Source organism: Winogradskyella litoriviva (assembly GCF_013249065.1).
Taxonomy (GTDB): domain Bacteria; phylum Bacteroidota; class Bacteroidia; order Flavobacteriales; family Flavobacteriaceae; genus Winogradskyella; species Winogradskyella litoriviva.
This window is the reverse complement of record NZ_JABRWQ010000002.1, coordinates 506,728-524,730: the sequence shown is the minus strand read 5'-3', so window position 1 is coordinate 524,730 and position 18,003 is coordinate 506,728. Positions and strand designations below refer to the sequence as shown.

Here is an 18,003-nt window from a genome sequence, read left to right as displayed (position 1 = left end):
TAGTTCAGTTTTATTTCAAACCTTTTTGCGCGTTTTAAATATCTTTAAATTGATAATATTATGGAATTAGATGGTCAATTACTTATTGAATTGGCGCATTATAAAATGCCATTTGGTAAATATAAGGATCAATACTTAGTTGATCTTCCGGAAGCCTATTATGTTTGGTTTCAACAAAAAGGATTTCCGAAAGGAAAACTTGGTAGCATGATGAAGCAAATGTTTGAAATAAAAGTTAATGGTTTAGAAGATATGCTTAGAACTATTAGACGTGATTTTGCAAAGCAATAACATTTTTTATTTTACTATATTCTATTGCTTTGTGAAATATTGATAACTACATATACAGGTTCATTTTAGGTCTAACAATGTGACTTTTTTAAAGTAATGGTGTCTTAATAGTAAAGGAGGTCATAACAATCCTTAGATTAATGAAACATAAAGTAAACCCCTTGTGGATCTCTAAAAAGAAACATTAATCAATAAAGTAAATATTGAAAATTAATCCCCAAACTAATTTTCAAAAAAAAAATCCTGATACAACGTATCAGGATTTTTTCTATTTATTTAGCATATGCACCAGATGAATACGTTAATTCGTAGCTGTGTGTGTAGACTTCAAACACAATTCCAAAAGGGTCTTCAACATAACACATTTTATACGGTTTATCATTAGGATAGTATTCTCGTATAGGCATTCTCTGTTTGCCTCCTAAGGCAACAATTTTATCAACTAATGCTTCAATATCTGGATCTTGAATACAGAAATGAAATAAGCCTGTGTTAAACGGATTGAATTCTGGTGCTTCTTTTACACCATTTGGAAAAGAAAATAATTCAATTCCAATACCATCTGAAGTAGACATGTGTGCAATCTCAAAACTTTCCCAATCCTCTCCAAAAACATCAATACACATAATACCAATTGCAGTATCTGCCTCTTTTTTTACAGTTGAAGGTTCCATTATTATATACCAACCCATAACGTCTGAATAGAATTTTACAGCAGCCTTAATATCTGGTACAGTAATACCAATATGAGAAAATGATTTTGGATAATTTTTATTTGTTTCCATAGATTTTATTTTAGGTTTCAAAATTAATTTATATTTGTCAATACGGCAATAACTTACCAAAAAGTATTATAGTATACTAAAATAGTTAATTGTTGATTGTCAATATATTATGTGTTTGTAATTATGAAAATTAATTGTCCATTAAACTATACAATGACCTTAATTGGTACAAAATGGAAACCATTAGTGCTTTTTCATTTGTTAGAAGGTGCTTCGCGCTCTGGTGTATTACAGAAAAAGGTACCAGAAATATCTAATAAGATGTTTACACAAACCGTTAGAGAATTAGAAAAAGATGGACTTATTTCTAGGATAGTTTATCCTGTAGTACCACCAAAAGTAGAATACAAGCTCACTAAACGAGGCAAATCCTTAGAAGGTATTTTAAGAAGCCTTGATAAATGGGGTTTAGAAGATTGTAAAAATTAAACTATTAGTGATTTAATTGGTTCTGTTGAGGTCTATTTTTAACATATAGAATTATTCACATTCAACCTGAATAGTTTTATGTTTCCACTGTATCCAATATTCTTGTAAACCCTCTGCTGTGGTTTTTAATTTACTTATGTCTAGATGTTCACCAGATAAAAGAAGATGTTCTAATTGTGCTTTGCGTTGAGAAAGGGCAGGTGCATGGTTCCATCCACCAACATGATCAAAAGAGGTATAAGCGTTATACTTGGTCTTTACGGCTGTAAAAGGAATAGATAAAGAATATGTAACCTCACCAGAGCCCATACCTTCCGTAGTCATTGTAATATTTTTAAAATCTACTTTACTGTAATCACCAGATTTATAGAGGGCTTTTAATTGGTCACCAACGGCTGCAGACATTTGGTTAGAGAATTGATGCGCAATATCTTTACCATTAATAAACTCTTTACCAACATAAGTACCTTTGCATTCTGTTTTGGAACAGATAATTTGATTTTCTATGTTTGGGTTTTCTGGTGTTTGGGTTTTGTGGTAATTGCAGTCGTATAGACATATAGATAAGAGAAATAGTTTTATGTAATGTTTCATTTCAAAATTTTGAATATCAATCTTTAAAGTATTAAAATATTTTCTTTTAATATATTTAATTAAACAATTGCAAAAAAAATCCTAACTGTGACATTAGGATTTAATTCATTTATCAAATGATTAGGGTTAATAAAACGGCATATTTTTAATATTTACTATCTCTAGACTATAAAATTATATAAAATAAAAACAGAAGTCAATACGTAGTTCTACGTATATTTTGCTGTAAATAAGTGTGTTATGTTGGTTATTAGAGATTTAGACAAAGGAGTGGGACATTCTTTGTTCTGAGGCGCAATGTTCTTAAGTTTTTAACAAAAAAATCCTGATGCAATAACATCAGGATTATTAGTATTTAGTTTCTTAACCTAGATTAAAATGCCATTATGAGTTTTATTCAACCAAAACCCATTCGCCTTTAGCGATTAATGGTATAGCTTGTTTGTATTTTACTTCTTTTGCTTCACCGCTCATTACATGTTTAATCGTTACTTTATCATTACGCCCAATTTTTGGTTGGTCTCTAACAATAGTTTCTACAACTTGTTGTTGACGAGAAGCGCCTTCACCCACTTGTCTACTCTGAGAAGCACGTTCGTCTAAATTTTGAATCTCTTCTTTTTGAGTTTGTAATTTTTCCTCTTTTCGTTTTTTAGCTTCTTGAATGGTATCTGCTGTTTCTTGCGGAATTTCACCTTTAAATAAGAATGAAATCACATCTTTATTCACTTGGTCAATCATTGCTTTAAACAACTCAAAAGATTCAAACTTGTATATTAATAATGGGTCTTTTTGCTCGTGTACAGCTAATTGAACAGATTGTTTTAATTCATCCATTTTACGTAAATGTACTTTCCAAGCATCATCTACAATAGCGAGTGTAATGTTTTTTTCAAAATCATTGATTAACTGTGTTCCTTTGGTTTCGTATGCTTTTTGTAAATCGGTAACGACTTGTAAATTCTTTACACCATCTGTAAATGGTACAACGATACGCTTAAACTTATCGCGTTGTGTATTATATACATTTTCAATTACTGGAAATGCTAAATCTGCAGCGCGTTGCATTTTTTCTCTGTAATGCTTAAAAGCTGCTTTATAAATTACACCTGCAATTTCTTGGGCTCCCATTTTTCCGAATTCTGCTTCAGAAATAGGCGATGCCATTGAGAAATAACGAATCAATTCAAACTCAAAGTTTTTAAAATCGTTAGCATCTTTGTTATTATTTGCAATACCTTCTGAGGTATCATAAATCATGTTGGCTAAATCAACTCTTAATCGTTCTCCATGTAAGGCATTACGACGACGTTTGTAAACTACTTCACGTTGTGCATTCATTACATCATCATATTCTAATAATCGTTTACGTACACCAAAGTTATTTTCTTCTACTTTTTTCTGTGCACGCTCAATAGATTTAGAAATCATAGAATGCTGAATTACTTCGCCTTCTTTTAAGCCCATTCTGTCCATCATTTTGGCAATACGTTCAGAGCCAAAAAGACGCATCAGATTATCTTCTAAAGATACGTAGAACTGCGAACTTCCTGGGTCTCCTTGACGACCAGCTCTACCACGTAATTGTCTATCTACACGACGAGAATCGTGACGCTCAGTACCAACAATGGCTAAACCACCAGCAGCTTTTACTTCGTCACTTAATTTAATATCTGTACCACGACCAGCCATGTTAGTTGCAATAGTTACTTGGCCAGCATTACCAGCTTGTGCAACAATGTCTGCTTCTTTTTTATGTTGTTTAGCATTTAACACGTTATGTGGTATTTTACGTATGCTTAGCATTTTTCCTAATAACTCGGAAATCTCAACGTTTGTTGTACCAATAAGTACTGGACGACCTGCATTAGATAGACTTACCACTTCATCGATAACGGCATTATATTTTTCACGTTTAGTTTTGTACACTAAATCGTCTCTATCATCTCTAGCAATTGGTCTGTTTGTTGGGATTTCTACAACATCTAATTTATAGATTTCCCAAAGTTCACCAGCTTCAGTTACCGCAGTACCTGTCATACCAGACAGTTTACGGTACATTCTAAAATAATTTTGAAGAGTAACTGTTGCAAATGTTTGGGTTGCTGCTTCTACTTTTACGTTTTCTTTTGCTTCAATGGCTTGGTGTAATCCATCACTGTAACGACGACCATCCATAATACGACCTGTTTGCTCATCTACAATCATAACCTTGTTGTCCATTACAACATATTGATTGTCTTTTTCAAATAAGGCGTATGCTTTTAATAATTGGTTAAGTGTGTGTATACGTTCTGATTTAACACCAAAATCTCTAAATAAATCTTCTTTTAAGTTGGCTTCTTCTTCAGATGATAAACCTTTAGATTCAATTTTGGCAATTTCAGTTCCCATTTCTGGCATTACAAAGAAATTTGGGTCATCTTCACCCGAAAGGAAATCTACACCTTTATCAGTTAATTCTACTTGATTATTTTTTTCATCAATAACATAATAGAGTTCTGCGTCTACTTTAGGCATTTCTCTATTGTTATCTTGCATGTAGAAGTTTTCTGTTTTTTGAAGTAATTGCTTAACACCTTCTTCAGATAAAAACTTAATTAAGGCTTTGTTTTTTGGAATACCTCTGTAAGCCCTTAATAATTGAAAACCACCTTCTTTAGTGTCGCCTGCTAAAATCAACTTTTTTGCTTCAGCTAAAACACCAACTAAATACTTGCGTTGTACATCTTCTATCTGCTGCACTTTTGGTTTTAAGGCATCAAACTCGTGCTCATCTCCTCGAGGTACTGGACCAGAAATAATTAAAGGTGTACGTGCATCATCTACTAATACAGAATCGACCTCATCTACAATTGCATAATGGTGAGGACGTTGCACTAAATCGTCTGGCGAATGCGCCATGTTATCACGTAAATAATCAAAGCCAAATTCGTTATTTGTTCCGTATGTAATATCTGCATTGTAAGCTTTACGACGTGCGTCAGAATTTGGTGTATGGTAATCAATACAATCAATACTCATACCATGAAACTGAAAAATTGGAGCCATCCAAGCACTATCTCGTTTTGCTAGGTAATCATTAACGGTTACCAGGTGCACACCCTTACCTGCTAGCGCATTTAAATACACAGGAAGCGTTGCTACTAACGTTTTACCTTCACCCGTTTGCATTTCTGCAATTTTACCTTGGTGCATGGCAATACCACCAATTAATTGTACATCATAGTGAATCATGTCCCAAGTAATTGGTTTACCTGCAGCATCCCAAGAATTTGCCCATATTGCTTGATCACCTTCTAGAGTTACATAATCGTTTTCACCAGAAATTTCTCTATCAAATGCATTTGCCGTTACAGGAATCTTCGTATTGTGTACAAAACGCTTAGCTGTTTCTTTTACAACAGCAAAAGCTTCTGGAAGAATATCATTTAAAACACCTTCAGTTACCTCGTAAATTTCATCATCAATTTTATCAACTTCTAGATATATATCTTCTCTTTCGTCAATGTCTTCTGTATCCTGAGCTTTTGTTAAAAGGTCATCTTTTTTAGTTTGAAGAGGTTTTCTTGCTTCTTCTATAATGGCTTTAAACTCTATTGTTTTTGCTCTGAGTTCGTCGTGAGATAAAGCTTCTAAGGCTTTTTCGAAAGTTTTAATTTTATCGACAATTGGTTTCATTGTACCAACGTCTTTTTGCGATTTATCGCCAAGAAAAACTTTAAGTACTTTATCTAAAAAGGTCATATTTTATATTTTGTAATAGATTGAATGGTTTCAATCATTGATTTTGATTCCGTTAGTTTTATTTTGTAATTCAGTATTTAATTTAATAAACGTATAAAATCCCTTCAAATGGATAATTAATGGTTATAAAAATTGAGTTACTGATTTAGTTTTTTTTCAGAATAAAAAAGCATCCGAAAATAAAAAAAGTCTCTTAGTTATAGAAACGTAAGAGACTTTTTTGTGATAATTTTATATGTTAATATTCATCCTCATTCCAGAGGTAATCTTCATCAGTTGGGTAATCTGGCCAAATTTCTTCAATAGAGTCGTAAGAATCTCCTTCGTCTTCAATTGCTTGTAAATTTTCAACAACTTCCAATGGCGCTCCTGTTCTAATTGCGTAGTCAATAAGCTCATCTTTGGTTGCTGGCCAAGGCGCATCACTTAAATAAGATGCTAATTCTAATGTCCAATACATAATAGCGTGTATAATTTAATTTTTGCAAAAATAATTTTTTAGTTGAATAATTCAAGGAAAAATTAAATTAATTAGCTTTTAGGATAAATATTTTAATTTATTCGTCTCGCTGAACATTTATTTTTGTGAATCTTTAATTAATCAAAATTCATTTATAAATGTTTAATCATTAATAGTAAGAACGTATAATATTCAACTTATTTAGACCTAAATATTGCATTATTTAAGGTCTAAAGGCTTTAGGTTTATGAATTTTTTTGAGGAATCCACTTTATCTCTTCAGCCTTTAAATCATAAGACAATTTCCGTGCCAATACAAAAAGGTAGTCAGATAGTCTATTGATATACATTAAAGTTTCGGGTTGAAAAGGTTCTATTTCATTAAGATGAGACGCCAAACGCTCTGCTCTACGGCATACTGTGCGAGCAATGTGACAGAATGACACAGTTTGATGACCTCCAGGTAAAACAAAATGCGTCATAGGTGGAAGACTGTCTTCCATAGAATCCATTTCCTTTTCTAATTTCTCAATGTCTTGGTTAGATATCTTCGGAATATTTAAGCGTGATTTTCCATTTTTTAATTCAGCTTTTTCTGGGTCAGTTGCTAAGATGGCACCAACAGTGAATAAACGATCTTGAATATGCATTAATGTATTTTTATACAATTGATTAATGTCTTGATCTCTAATTAGACCTATGTGCGAATTTAGCTCGTCTATAGTACCGTAACTTTCTATTCTTATATGATGCTTAGGAACGCGTGTGCCACCAAATAGTGCGGTTGTGCCTTTGTCTCCTGTTTTTGTATATACTTTCATGTAAACAAAGTTAAGAGTTTAAGTTGTATGCTGAAAAGTTTTTGAATATTAAGAATTAATAATCATACACCAACATTTAATAATTAAGTGCCAACACCTAAGCGTTAAAAGTATCACTCTCAATTATACCATCGCGTAAACGTATAACACGTTTAGCGTGTGCAGCAATATCTTCTTCGTGTGTTACCATAATTACGGTGTTTCCGTTGGCATGAATTTGGTCGAATAATGCCATAATTTCTGTACCTGTTTTAGAGTCTAAGTTACCTGTAGGCTCATCTGCTAAAATAATTGAAGGCTTATTTACTAAAGCTCTACCAACAGCTACACGTTGTCTTTGTCCACCAGAAAGTTGATTGGGTTTGTGGTCCATTCGGTCAGCAAGTCCAACATCAGTTAAAACCTCAGTAGCGCGTTCTTCCCTATCTTTTTTAGAAGCTCCAGCATAAACCATGGGTAATGCAACATTATCTAAAGCTGTTGTTCTTGGCAATAGGTTAAAGGTTTGAAAAACGAAACCAATTTCTGTGTTTCTAATATCTGCTAACTCATCATCAGTCATTTGGCTAACGTCGTTTCCGTTTAAATTATAAGAACCTGCTGTTGGTGTGTCTAAGCAGCCTAATAAATTCATAAGTGTAGATTTACCTGAGCCAGATGGTCCCATAATGGCAACATATTCACCACGTTTTATATCTAAATCGATACCTTTTAAAACATGAACAATTTCTTGTCCTAATTTAAAATCTCTGATGATATTTCTAATTTCAATGACGTTGTCACTCATAATTAAATGCTCTTAGTTGCTTAACTGTTCTGCAAGATACTAGTTTTTGCAGTAATTTGTTAATAAGACGTCAAAGTTATAAGGATGTTACAATCTAATTTTAAAATGTTCTTTTGCTTGTTCTCTTCTAAAAAATACAATGCCTAAATGAAAACAATCTACGGTGACTTTAACCGACTCGTGGTTTTTAATATATTCCCAAGCTTCAGTCATGCCTTTAGACCAATAAATATCATCGAATAAAAAAACGGTATCATTATGAATTTTAGGTAAAAAGGCTTCGAAATATTGAATAGTTGCATTTTTGTTATGATGCCCATCAAAGTAAATGAAATCATAATTTTCATCTTTTAATTTTTGAATACGTTCAGCGAAACTACCTACTTTAAAATGAATATTTTTGATGTCTAAATCATCTAATTTAGATTTTGCAAAAGCTGACGTGTTTGGGCAGCCTTCAATAGTTGTAATTACTGAAGACTGGTTTGCTAATGCTAACGCATAAGTTCCCATTCCTAAAGAGGTACCAAGCTCTAAAATGGTATTAAAATTGAAATATTGTGATAATCTAAATAATAATTTGGATTCTTTTTTTGAGCTGCTTGATGCTTTTACCATATCGCTAACTTTTCGTTGCGTTGAATTCAATACTTTTGAACCTTCACCTAAATCGGTTATTTCTAGTTCAATTTTTGAATTTTTAAGGATTTTACGGTAATTATTTAATGTTTTGTATGCAGTATACTTTTTTTTATCGTATAAACATTTAGTTACAAAATTATAGACAAAAGGAGAGTGGACACCATGTTGATTAGTGGCACTTAATAGAAATTTTATGTAGGCCAAAACCTGATACATTTAGTCTTCTAATTTCTCAGATAACTCAAACCAACGCATTTCTTTTTCTTCAATTGAATCCATTATTACTTGTAGTTTGTCTGATAATTTTTTTATGTCTTCTTGTGACAATTCAGGATTATTAAATTTTTCTTCTAAGGCTGTTTTGTCTAACTCTAAAGCTCTAATTTTAGATTCTAGATTTTTATATTCTTTCTGTTCGTTATAATCTAGTTTATTAGCTTCATTTTTCTTAATAGACTTTGTGTTGTCTGTTTTTTCAGATTGATCTATTTGCTTTGGTTGACTAATATCATAAGCTCTAAAATCTGAATAATTTCCAGGAAAATCTTCAACTTCACCATCGCCTCTAAATACAAACATATGATCTACTATTTTATCCATAAAATAACGATCGTGGGATACAACTAGCAAAACACCAGGGAAATCCATCAAGAAATCTTCTAAGACATTTAAGGTTACAATATCTAAATCGTTAGTAGGCTCATCTAAAATTAAAACATTAGGATTCTGAATTAAAACAGTACATAAATACAATCGTTTTTGCTCACCACCACTAAGTTTTTCTACAAAGTCCCATTGTTTTTTTCTGTTAAACAAAAATCGTTCTAATAACTGTTGGGCACTAATTTGTCTACCTTTTGATAATGGAATATAGTCTCCAAATTCTTTAATTACGTCTATGACCTTTTGGTTTGGTTTAGCTTTAATTCCACCTTGTGTATAATATCCGATTTTTACGGTTTCTCCGACAACAACTTTACCACTATCTGGCTGCATAGTTTGAGTTAGGAGGTTTAAGAAGGTAGATTTTCCTGTTCCGTTTTTACCTATAATACCGATGCGTTCTCCTTTTTTAAAAGTATATTCAAAACCATCTAAAATGGTTTTGTCTTTAAATGATTTTGATACATTATGAAACTCTATAATTTTACTGCCCAATCGTTCCATATTAATTTCTAATTGCACTTGGTGGTCATTACGACGTTTGTGTGCTTTAGATTTTATTTCAGAAAAATCATCTATTCTACTTTTAGATTTCGTGGTACGTGCTTTGGGTTGGCGACGCATCCATTCTAATTCTTTTTTAAAGAGTTGTTTTGCTTTACCAACTTCGGTTACTTCATTTTCTATTCTAGCTTCTCTTTTTTCTAAATAATAAGAGTAATTACCTTTGTAAGTATAAAGCTGACCTTCATCTAATTCTATAATTTCGTTACAAACCCGTTCTAAAAAATAGCGATCGTGCGTTACCATAAACAAGGTTTGCTGTGTTTTAGCAAAATAATCTTCTAGCCATTCAATCATTTCTAAATCTAAATGGTTAGTTGGCTCATCTAGGATTAAAATATCTGGTTTGCTTAAAAGGGCTTGCGCTAATGCTAGTCGTTTTTTTTGTCCTCCAGACAATGTTTTTACTTTCAGAGTTAAATCATCAAGTTTAAGTTGAGATAGGGTTTGTTGGTATTGTGTTTCAAATTCCCAGGCATTATTTCTATCCATAGCTTCAAAAGCTTTTTGGTAAGCTTCTGTGTCTTCTGGGTTTTTTAATGCATGCTCATAAGCTTCAATAACTTTAAGAATTGGAATCTCTGAAGCAAATATTGTTTCATCGAGTGTAAGATTTGGGTCTAAATCTGGCTCTTGATCCAGAAAAGCCAATCTAAGTCCTTTTCTCACAACAATTTGACCGTTGTCTGGTGCATCTTTGCCTGCTAAAATGTTTAATATAGACGTTTTACCACTGCCGTTTTTAGCTACAAAAGCGATTTTCTGATCTTTGTGGATACTAAATGATAAATCTTTAAAGAGCACTAACTCTCCAAACGATTTTGATATGTTTTCTACGTTGAGATAATTCAAACTTAATTTTTTTAAAATGGAATAAAACCAAAAACAAAAGTAATTGTTTTGTTATTACTATTGATACATTATATTTGTCTTTAAAGATCCATTGTTTATATGAAGCGTATAAAGCTTTTAATCATTTTATTAGTTTGTGTTATTGTTTCCTCATGTATTCCTCACAAAGACACAATTTATTTACAGAATAAAGGTAATTCTACTAATGATACAATTCCGTATAATTTAAGTGAAATTCAGAAACCATACAGAATACAAATACATGATATCCTTAATATAAAAGTTAAGGCAATAGATCAAGAAACGGTTGCTATTTTAAATCCTAGTGGCGAAGATGTTCTTAATGCAACTAGTGCAGAACGTGCTTACTTTGATGGGTTTACTGTTGATGTGCATGGAAATATTAGAATACCAACTTTAGGCTATTTAAATGTTTTAGGTTATACTACAGAAGAAATTGAAAAGATAATTGAAAAGAAATTACTCGATGAGCAGTTTAAGGCAACTGCTAATATATTTGTTACTGTTAAATTAGCTGGTTTGCGCTATACAGCGAACGGAGAAGTTGGCAGTCCAGGTAGTGTAGTGCTTTACAAAGAGCGTGTAAATATCTTTGAGGCCATTGCTAATGTAGGAGAAATACCCGTAACTGGTAATAAAAAAGAGGTGAAGATTATACGTCAATATCCTCAAGGGCAAAAAATTCATACCATAGATTTAACAGATGTTAAAGTAATGCAATCTCCCTATTATTTTATTCAACCAAATGATATTATCTATGTAGAACCTTTAAAACAAAAATCAATAGGAACTGGAGAGACGGCAGTTTCAAGTCTAACTACTATAGCAACAATAGTGTCTTTATTATCAACTACAGTTTTACTTTTTTCAAGATTATAATAGATGAAAACTAGAGATTACGACGACATCGATGAAATGGAAACTCAGGGAATTACTTTTGATTTTAAAGGGTTTTTATTTAGAGTTTTAAGCCTTTGGAAATTAGTTTTATTATGTATTGGTGTTGCTTTGTTAGTTGCATATTTTATAAATATTAGAAAGGAAAGTATCTACAGATTAGATTCCTTAATTACAATAGATAATGATCAGAATCCTTTTTTTACAGCAAATACCAGTATTTCGTTTAATTGGGGAGGAGTTTCTGGTAAAGTAGGAAGTATTTTAACAGAAATTAAAACTAGAACTCATAATGAACTGGTAGTAGATTCTTTAGAGTTTTATAAGCAATATCTATATCGAGGAAAATATCATTTAATAGATATCTATAAAGCTGCGCCATTTGAAGTTTTAACCGATAAATCCAAGCCTCAAGCAATTGGAAAACCCATTGGGATTAAATTTATTGACCGAAATTCTTATGAGTTGTTTTACGAATTTACAGGTAGTAAAGTACTGTGTCAAAAATTTGATTCTAAAGAAAAATTAAGAACACAAGTCACTCCTGGTTTATTTTCTAAGGTTTATAAATTTGGAGAAATTGTTAATACATCATTTTTTAATGGTATTGTAAATATTAAATCAGATGTTGCTGTTACTGAGGGCGATACGTATTTTGTAAGATATCTAAATTTTGATGGTGTTGTAAATCAATATAAAAATAGTATAAAAATTGAGCCGTTTTCTAGAGAGTCTTCTTCTGTTTTAAAATTATCATTAATAGGAAAAAATAAATCTAAAATTGTAGATTTTTTAAATGCAACTTCAGATATTCTTAGTAGAACAGAACTAGCAAGAAAGAATCTTTACGCTACAAATACTATAAAATTTATTGATAGTAGTCTTGGGGCAGTTGATACTAATTTAAAGGCTGTAACCGATGAAATGAATGACTTTAGAAAAACAAATAAAGTATTCAATGTAGAGGCAGAAATTAGTCAAATATCAGAACAATTAAAAACTTACGAGCAAGAACAGCTTATAGAAGAATCAAAACTTAATTATTTAAATACCTTACAGAATTACTTAATTACAAAAACAGATTATACAAAACTGGCAGCACCAACGTCAGTTGGTATTGAAGAAGGAAATATATTAAGTGGAGTTGGGCGTATAATAGCGCTATCAGTGCAACGACGTAATTTAGAATATTCTACCAAAGAAGGTTCAATACTTTTTGAAGATTTAGATAGACAAATTGATACAGAGAAAAATGTTTTATTAGAAACTATAAATGCTACAAAGCAGACAATTGGAATACAATTGAATACTATTCGTAGAAAGATAGTTAATTTGGAGTCTAAACTATCAGGTTTACCTGAAGGGCAACAAGAATTCTTAAAAATTCAAAGAAAATTAGATTTAAGTAGAGAAGCTTATGATATTTATCAAGCCAAACGAGGAGAAGCTGCAATAGTTAAGGCAGCCAATATATCTGATATAACCGTAATAGATGAAGCAAAAGATATAGGTGATTCACCAATTGGACCTAATAAATCTCTCAATTATATGATGGGTTTAATGATTGGTTTTTTTGCACCAATGTTTTTAATTTTTGTTATTTATCTTTTAGATAATACTATACATGGTTCGGATGAAATTGCTAGAATGTCAAATATTCCAATTTTAGGTCTTATAGGAAAGTATAGATATAAAAATAATTTGGTTGTATATGAGAAGCCTAAATCTGCTGTGGCCGAGTCATTTAGAGCTATAAGGTCAAGTTTACAGTTTCTTTTTAAAAATAAAAAATCAGAATCGAGAGCAAACACTTTAATGATTACATCTTCTGTAAGTGGAGAAGGTAAAACTTTTACCTCAATAAATATCGCAACCGTTTTTGCTCTTTCTGGTAAGAAGACGATATTATTAGGGCTAGATTTACGTAAGCCAAAAATATTTGATGATTTTAGTATCGATAACGATAAAGGAATTGTTAATTATTTGATTGGTGACAGTTCATTGGACGAAATCATTACAAATACCCATATTGAAAATTTAGACCTAATTACGTCTGGACCAATACCTCCTAATCCTTCAGAATTATTAATGGGAGATGAGTTAAAAGAACTTATTGATAGCTTTAAACAGCAATATGATATAATCATTTTGGATACACCTCCATTGGGCTTAGTAACTGATGCGTTAGAGTTGGTGCAATATGTTGATGCTACAATATTTATGGTTAGATTGGATTATACTAAAAAAGGAATGTTGCAGCTGGTAAATGCAAAGCATAGAAATGGTGAATTGAAAAATGTAAGTTATGTCCTTAATTTTTATAAACATAAAAACAACTATAATTATGGCTATGGCTATGGATACGGTTACGGTTACGGTTATGGTGTTTATGGTAGTGCATATCACGAAAAAGATAAAAACACTGTTTTAAGTAAGATCAAAAACTTTTTTAAAAGAATTTAACTCCTATTAATAATATAAAATTGATTACAAAAACCCAACTTAAGATTAAACGTGTTTTTGATGTTTTCTTAACCTTAGTGTTTTTGCCAATATTGATAGTTCCAATTGTCTTATTAATTATTCTCGCTACCGTTGATACTAAACAATTTGGTATTTATACACAATATCGAATTGGTCAACACGGCAAACCTTTCAAAATTTATAAAATTAGAACCTTAAGGGAAGGGAAACATCAGTTAGGTGATTTAAATCGATACGCATCTAAGTTCGGAGTATTTCTAAGAAAATCAAAGTTAAATGAGCTTCCTCAATTATTTAATGTTTTAATTGGTGACATGAGTTTTGTAGGCCCAAGACCTGATTTAGAAGGGTTTGCCGATGAATTAAAAGGAGATGACAGAATTATATTGTTAGTAAAACCTGGTATTACTGGTCCGGCAACACTTAAATATAGAAATGAAGAAAGTGTATTAGAACGGCAAAATGATCCAGTTCATTACAATAGAACGATTATTTGGGTAGATAAAGTAAAAATCAATAAAAAGTACGTTGAGAATTACAGTTTTTACTTAGATTTGACACTCATTTTAAAATCTACTTTAAACAAATGATACATTCAGAAGATAAAATTGCGATTATTGGACTAGGTTACGTCGGTTTACCCCTTGCCGTTGAATTTGCCAAAAAATTTTTTGTAGTTGGTTTCGATATTAATAAGCAGCGAATCAGCGAATTAAATAATGGAATTGATAAAACTTTAGAAGTTGAAAATGATAATTTAAAATCTGTTTTAACTACAGACTTAAATGCGGATAAAGGATTATATATAACAGATAATATAAATGCATTAGCCGAAACTAATTATTATATTGTCACTGTTCCAACACCAACAGATGCTCTAAATAAGCCTGTATTTACACCATTAATCAAGGCTAGTGAAACAGTAGGGAAAATGCTAAGCAAAGGTGATATTGTAATTTATGAATCAACAGTTTATCCTGGAGCAACAGAAGATATATGTATACCTGTAGTTGCCGAAACTTCTGGATTAACCTATAATAAAGACTTTTATGCAGGATATTCTCCAGAAAGAATTAATCCAGGTGACAAGCACCATACCGTTACTAAAATACTTAAGGTAACTTCTGGCTCAACTCCTGAAGTTGCAACTAAAGTAGATAATCTTTATAAACAAGTTATAACCGCAGGTACTCATTTAGCACCTAGTATTAAAGTTGCTGAAGCGGCCAAAGTTATTGAGAATTCTCAAAGAGATATTAACATCGCCTTTGTTAATGAGTTATCTAAGATTTTTAGATTATTAGATATTGATACGAAAGCTGTTTTAGAAGCTGCAGGTACAAAATGGAATTTTTTGAAATTCTCACCAGGTTTAGTGGGCGGACATTGTATTGGAGTAGATCCATATTATTTGGCTCAAAAAGCTATTGAATCTGGTTATAATCCAGAAATAATTTTGGCAGGACGTAAAATGAATGATAGTATGGGAGCTTACGTTGCTACTGAAACTGTAAAAATGATGATTAAAAAAGGGGCAACCATTAAAGGTTCTAAAGCACTAGTGCTTGGAATTACTTTTAAAGAAAATTGTCCAGATATTAGAAACTCTAGGGTTATTGATATAATAGAAGAATTACAAACCTACCATGTTGATGTAGATGTATATGATCCATGGGCTTCAGCAGAAGAAGTGAAACACGAGTATAATTTAGACTTAATTAGTGAATTTGATAAGTTAAGGTCAGATTATGATGCTATAATTTTAGCCGTTTCTCACAATGAATTTTTAGAAATAAAATTAGATAATTTAAAATCAGAAAAAAGTGTCACTTTTGATGTAAAATCATTACTTCCTATTGACACTGTAGACGCAAGACTATAATAATATGTACTCAAATCCACATCATACTACAGACCTATCGCAATTAAGTTTTTTAATTACAGGAGGAGGAGGCTTTATTGGCTCAAATCTAACAGAATATTTGCTAAAATATAATGCTAAAAAAGTACGAGTATTAGATAATTTTTCTAATGGACATCGTAAAAATTTAACTGAATTTATGGATAATCCAGCCTTTGAATTGATTGAAGGCGATATCCGAGATTTGGAAACTTGTAAAAAGGCTATGGAAGGTATAGACTATGTATCTCACCAAGCAGCATTAGGTTCTGTTCCTCGCTCTATTAATGATCCAGCGACTACCAATGAAGTTAATATTTCAGGTTTTTTAAATATGATGATTGCTTTAAAAGATAGTCCTACAGTAAAACGTATGGTTTATGCAGCATCTAGTTCTACATATGGTGATAGTAAATCGTTGCCAAAAGTTGAAGATACCATTGGGAAACCATTATCACCTTATGCAGTAACAAAATATGTTAATGAGCTTTATGCAGATGTATTTGGTACAACGTATAATACAGATGTAATTGGTCTCCGTTATTTTAATGTTTTTGGGCCAAAACAAAGTCCAGATGGTGCATATGCAGCTGTTATCCCTTTATTTATGCAAGCACTAAAAGATAACGAGCCTTCTAAAATTAATGGTGATGGAGAGCAAACACGAGATTTTACATTTATAGATAATGTTGTACAAGCCAATGTAAAAGGTTTTTTTGCTTCAGAAGAAGCTAAGAATGAAGTCTTTAATGTTGCATGTGGTGAGCGTATCACTATTAACTATTTATGGGACTCTTTACGGATTGCTGCTAAATCTGAATTAAAGGCTATTTATGGTCCAAACAGACAAGGTGACGTAAGGGATTCTTTAGCGGATATTTCAAAAGCAGAGAAGCTTCTAGGTTATAAACCAAAATATACTGTAAGAGAAGGATTAAAGATTACTTGGGATTCTTTTAATTAATTATAATCTAGATTCAATTAGTTTTTTCGCTTAAATTAATACCTTTATTGTAAGATATTTAAAAGCTTATTATATTGCCTTATATAAGTTTTAGCTAAAAGCTATGAATCAATGATAAATATTTTAGTTACTGGAGGTGCAGGTCAGCTTGGTAGTACTCTTGCTTCAAAATTATCCAATAATAAATCAACTACTGTTGTAATTATAGATAATCTGTCTACAGGCGAAAGGTCTAAGATTCCTAATAAATCTAATGTTAAATTTATAAAAGCAGATGTCAATAATTATAATGATATGATGTCTATTTTTGCTGCATTTAAGTTTAACTACGTATTTCATTTTGCAGCTGTAGTAGGAGTAGAAAGAACCTTAGAAAACCCAATCAACGTCTTAGATGATATTGATGGTATAAAAAATATATTATCATTATCAAAAAATTCTGGAGTAGAGCGCGTGTTCTATTCTAGTTCTTCTGAAGTTTATGGTGAACCTTTTGAAATACCACAAAACGAAAAGACTACACCTTTAAATTCTCGATTGCCTTATGCAATAGTAAAAAATGTAGGAGAAGCTTTTTTTAAGGCTTATAAAAATGAATATGGTTTAGATTATACCATTTTTAGATTTTTCAATACTTACGGTCCTTTGCAAAGTAATGATTTTGTAATGCCTAGATTTATGAGGCTGGCAATGAATCATCAACCAATTCCTATTTATGGAAAAGGTAATCAAACAAGATCATTTTGTTATATCGATGATAATATAGATACATGCATAAAAGCATTGTATGAAAATTGTTATATTAATGATGTTTTAAACATTGGAAATGATGTAGAAATAAGTGTTTTAGAGTTAGCTAAAAAGGTTATAAACTTAACAAATTCTAAATCTGAAATTATTTTTCTTCCATCCTTAAAAGAAGGAGATATGTCTAGAAGATGTCCTGATATTACAAAAATGAAAACATTGTTAGGTAGAGATTTAGTAACGCTAGAAGAAGGTATTTATAAAATGATGGATTATTATAATACCTATACTATTCAAAAACCATAGTGATTGGATTATTTTCCATTGTTCATTTCTTATATTCGCAGTAATAATA

At 31.4% G+C, this 18,003-nt stretch carries 16 protein-coding genes; 8 read left to right on the top strand and 8 right to left on the bottom strand.

Annotated elements, in window-relative coordinates; all coding sequences use genetic code 11:
• Nucleotides 1-60 precede the first annotated feature (60 nt).
• Complete coding sequence (locus HNV10_RS06335) at nucleotides 61-291, top strand: DUF3820 family protein (RefSeq protein WP_173300479.1); 231 nt, start codon at nucleotides 61-63, stop codon at nucleotides 289-291.
• A 272-nt stretch (nucleotides 292-563) separates the two neighbouring features.
• Here the strand turns inward: HNV10_RS06335 and HNV10_RS06330 are convergent, their stop codons facing one another.
• Complete coding sequence (locus tag HNV10_RS06330; protein ID WP_173300478.1) at nucleotides 564-1,076, bottom strand: lactoylglutathione lyase family protein; 513 nt, start codon at nucleotides 1,074-1,076, stop codon at nucleotides 564-566.
• Between the two features lie 123 nt (nucleotides 1,077-1,199).
• On the opposite strand from HNV10_RS06330, the gene HNV10_RS06325 reads away from it, so the two are divergent.
• Nucleotides 1,200-1,505 (top strand): winged helix-turn-helix transcriptional regulator, encoded by a 306-nt coding sequence (locus HNV10_RS06325; protein ID WP_173300477.1) that lies wholly within the window; start codon nucleotides 1,200-1,202, stop codon nucleotides 1,503-1,505.
• A gap of 51 nt (nucleotides 1,506-1,556) precedes the next feature.
• Here the strand turns inward: HNV10_RS06325 and HNV10_RS06320 are convergent, their stop codons facing one another.
• From HNV10_RS06320 to HNV10_RS06290, 7 genes are all read right to left on the bottom strand, one after another.
• Nucleotides 1,557-2,099, bottom strand: a complete 543-nt coding sequence (locus HNV10_RS06320; RefSeq protein WP_173300476.1) for a hypothetical protein — start codon at nucleotides 2,097-2,099, stop codon at nucleotides 1,557-1,559.
• 393 nt (nucleotides 2,100-2,492) lie between these two features.
• Nucleotides 2,493-5,846, bottom strand: coding sequence for a preprotein translocase subunit SecA (gene secA, locus HNV10_RS06315; protein ID WP_173300475.1), 3,354 nt, complete (start codon nucleotides 5,844-5,846; stop codon nucleotides 2,493-2,495).
• 238 nt (nucleotides 5,847-6,084) lie between these two features.
• Nucleotides 6,085-6,306 (bottom strand): DUF2795 domain-containing protein, encoded by a 222-nt coding sequence (locus tag HNV10_RS06310; RefSeq protein ID WP_008272287.1) that lies wholly within the window; start codon nucleotides 6,304-6,306, stop codon nucleotides 6,085-6,087.
• Nucleotides 6,307-6,551: 245 nt separating this feature from the next.
• Nucleotides 6,552-7,127: a cob(I)yrinic acid a,c-diamide adenosyltransferase gene (locus HNV10_RS06305; protein ID WP_173300474.1), complete on the bottom strand. Its 576-nt coding sequence runs from the start codon at nucleotides 7,125-7,127 to the stop codon at nucleotides 6,552-6,554.
• A gap of 97 nt (nucleotides 7,128-7,224) precedes the next feature.
• Nucleotides 7,225-7,914 (bottom strand): ABC transporter ATP-binding protein, encoded by a 690-nt coding sequence (locus HNV10_RS06300; protein WP_173300473.1) that lies wholly within the window; start codon nucleotides 7,912-7,914, stop codon nucleotides 7,225-7,227.
• An 87-nt stretch (nucleotides 7,915-8,001) separates the two neighbouring features.
• Complete coding sequence (locus HNV10_RS06295; RefSeq protein ID WP_317166887.1) at nucleotides 8,002-8,760, bottom strand: O-methyltransferase; 759 nt, start codon at nucleotides 8,758-8,760, stop codon at nucleotides 8,002-8,004.
• A 12-nt stretch (nucleotides 8,761-8,772) separates the two neighbouring features.
• Nucleotides 8,773-10,635, bottom strand: coding sequence for an ABC-F family ATP-binding cassette domain-containing protein (locus tag HNV10_RS06290; protein WP_173300471.1), 1,863 nt, complete (start codon nucleotides 10,633-10,635; stop codon nucleotides 8,773-8,775).
• Between the two features lie 99 nt (nucleotides 10,636-10,734).
• On the opposite strand from HNV10_RS06290, the gene HNV10_RS06285 reads away from it, so the two are divergent.
• From HNV10_RS06285 to HNV10_RS06260, 6 genes are all read left to right on the top strand, one after another.
• Nucleotides 10,735-11,535, top strand: a complete 801-nt coding sequence (locus HNV10_RS06285; protein WP_173300470.1) for a polysaccharide biosynthesis/export family protein — start codon at nucleotides 10,735-10,737, stop codon at nucleotides 11,533-11,535.
• Between the two features lie 3 nt (nucleotides 11,536-11,538).
• Complete coding sequence (locus HNV10_RS06280; RefSeq protein WP_173300469.1) at nucleotides 11,539-14,016, top strand: polysaccharide biosynthesis tyrosine autokinase; 2,478 nt, start codon at nucleotides 11,539-11,541, stop codon at nucleotides 14,014-14,016.
• A gap of 20 nt (nucleotides 14,017-14,036) precedes the next feature.
• A complete protein-coding gene (locus HNV10_RS06275) occupies nucleotides 14,037-14,627 on the top strand; it encodes a sugar transferase (protein ID WP_194241023.1) in 591 nt (196 codons plus the stop codon).
• On the top strand, nucleotides 14,624-15,919 hold the full coding sequence (locus HNV10_RS06270) for a nucleotide sugar dehydrogenase (protein ID WP_173300468.1): 1,296 nt from the start codon (nucleotides 14,624-14,626) through the stop codon (nucleotides 15,917-15,919). The genes HNV10_RS06275 and HNV10_RS06270 overlap by 4 nt, the downstream gene beginning before the upstream one ends.
• Before the next feature lie 4 nt (nucleotides 15,920-15,923).
• On the top strand, nucleotides 15,924-16,901 hold the full coding sequence (locus HNV10_RS06265; protein WP_173300467.1) for an SDR family oxidoreductase: 978 nt from the start codon (nucleotides 15,924-15,926) through the stop codon (nucleotides 16,899-16,901).
• 111 nt (nucleotides 16,902-17,012) lie between these two features.
• Nucleotides 17,013-17,954 (top strand): NAD-dependent epimerase/dehydratase family protein, encoded by a 942-nt coding sequence (locus HNV10_RS06260; RefSeq protein WP_173300466.1) that lies wholly within the window; start codon nucleotides 17,013-17,015, stop codon nucleotides 17,952-17,954.
• Nucleotides 17,955-18,003 lie beyond the last annotated feature (49 nt).

Bases quoted from the DNA above. Each gene is read 5' to 3' on its own strand.
- HNV10_RS06335 (WP_173300479.1), top strand. From the start codon at position 61: ATGGAATTAGATGGTCAATTACTTATTGAATTGGCGCATTATAAAATG.
- HNV10_RS06330 (WP_173300478.1), bottom strand. From the start codon at position 1,076: ATGGAAACAAATAAAAATTATCCAAAATCATTTTCTCATATTGGTATT.
- HNV10_RS06325 (WP_173300477.1), top strand. From the start codon at position 1,200: ATGAAAATTAATTGTCCATTAAACTATACAATGACCTTAATTGGTACA.
- HNV10_RS06320 (WP_173300476.1), bottom strand. From the start codon at position 2,099: ATGAAACATTACATAAAACTATTTCTCTTATCTATATGTCTATACGAC.
- secA (WP_173300475.1), bottom strand. From the start codon at position 5,846: ATGACCTTTTTAGATAAAGTACTTAAAGTTTTTCTTGGCGATAAATCG.
- HNV10_RS06310 (WP_008272287.1), bottom strand. From the start codon at position 6,306: ATGTATTGGACATTAGAATTAGCATCTTATTTAAGTGATGCGCCTTGG.
- HNV10_RS06305 (WP_173300474.1), bottom strand. From the start codon at position 7,127: ATGAAAGTATATACAAAAACAGGAGACAAAGGCACAACCGCACTATTT.
- HNV10_RS06300 (WP_173300473.1), bottom strand. From the start codon at position 7,914: ATGAGTGACAACGTCATTGAAATTAGAAATATCATCAGAGATTTTAAA.
- HNV10_RS06285 (WP_173300470.1), top strand. From the start codon at position 10,735: ATGAAGCGTATAAAGCTTTTAATCATTTTATTAGTTTGTGTTATTGTT.
- HNV10_RS06280 (WP_173300469.1), top strand. From the start codon at position 11,539: ATGAAAACTAGAGATTACGACGACATCGATGAAATGGAAACTCAGGGA.
- HNV10_RS06270 (WP_173300468.1), top strand. From the start codon at position 14,624: ATGATACATTCAGAAGATAAAATTGCGATTATTGGACTAGGTTACGTC.
- HNV10_RS06265 (WP_173300467.1), top strand. From the start codon at position 15,924: ATGTACTCAAATCCACATCATACTACAGACCTATCGCAATTAAGTTTT.
- HNV10_RS06260 (WP_173300466.1), top strand. From the start codon at position 17,013: ATGATAAATATTTTAGTTACTGGAGGTGCAGGTCAGCTTGGTAGTACT.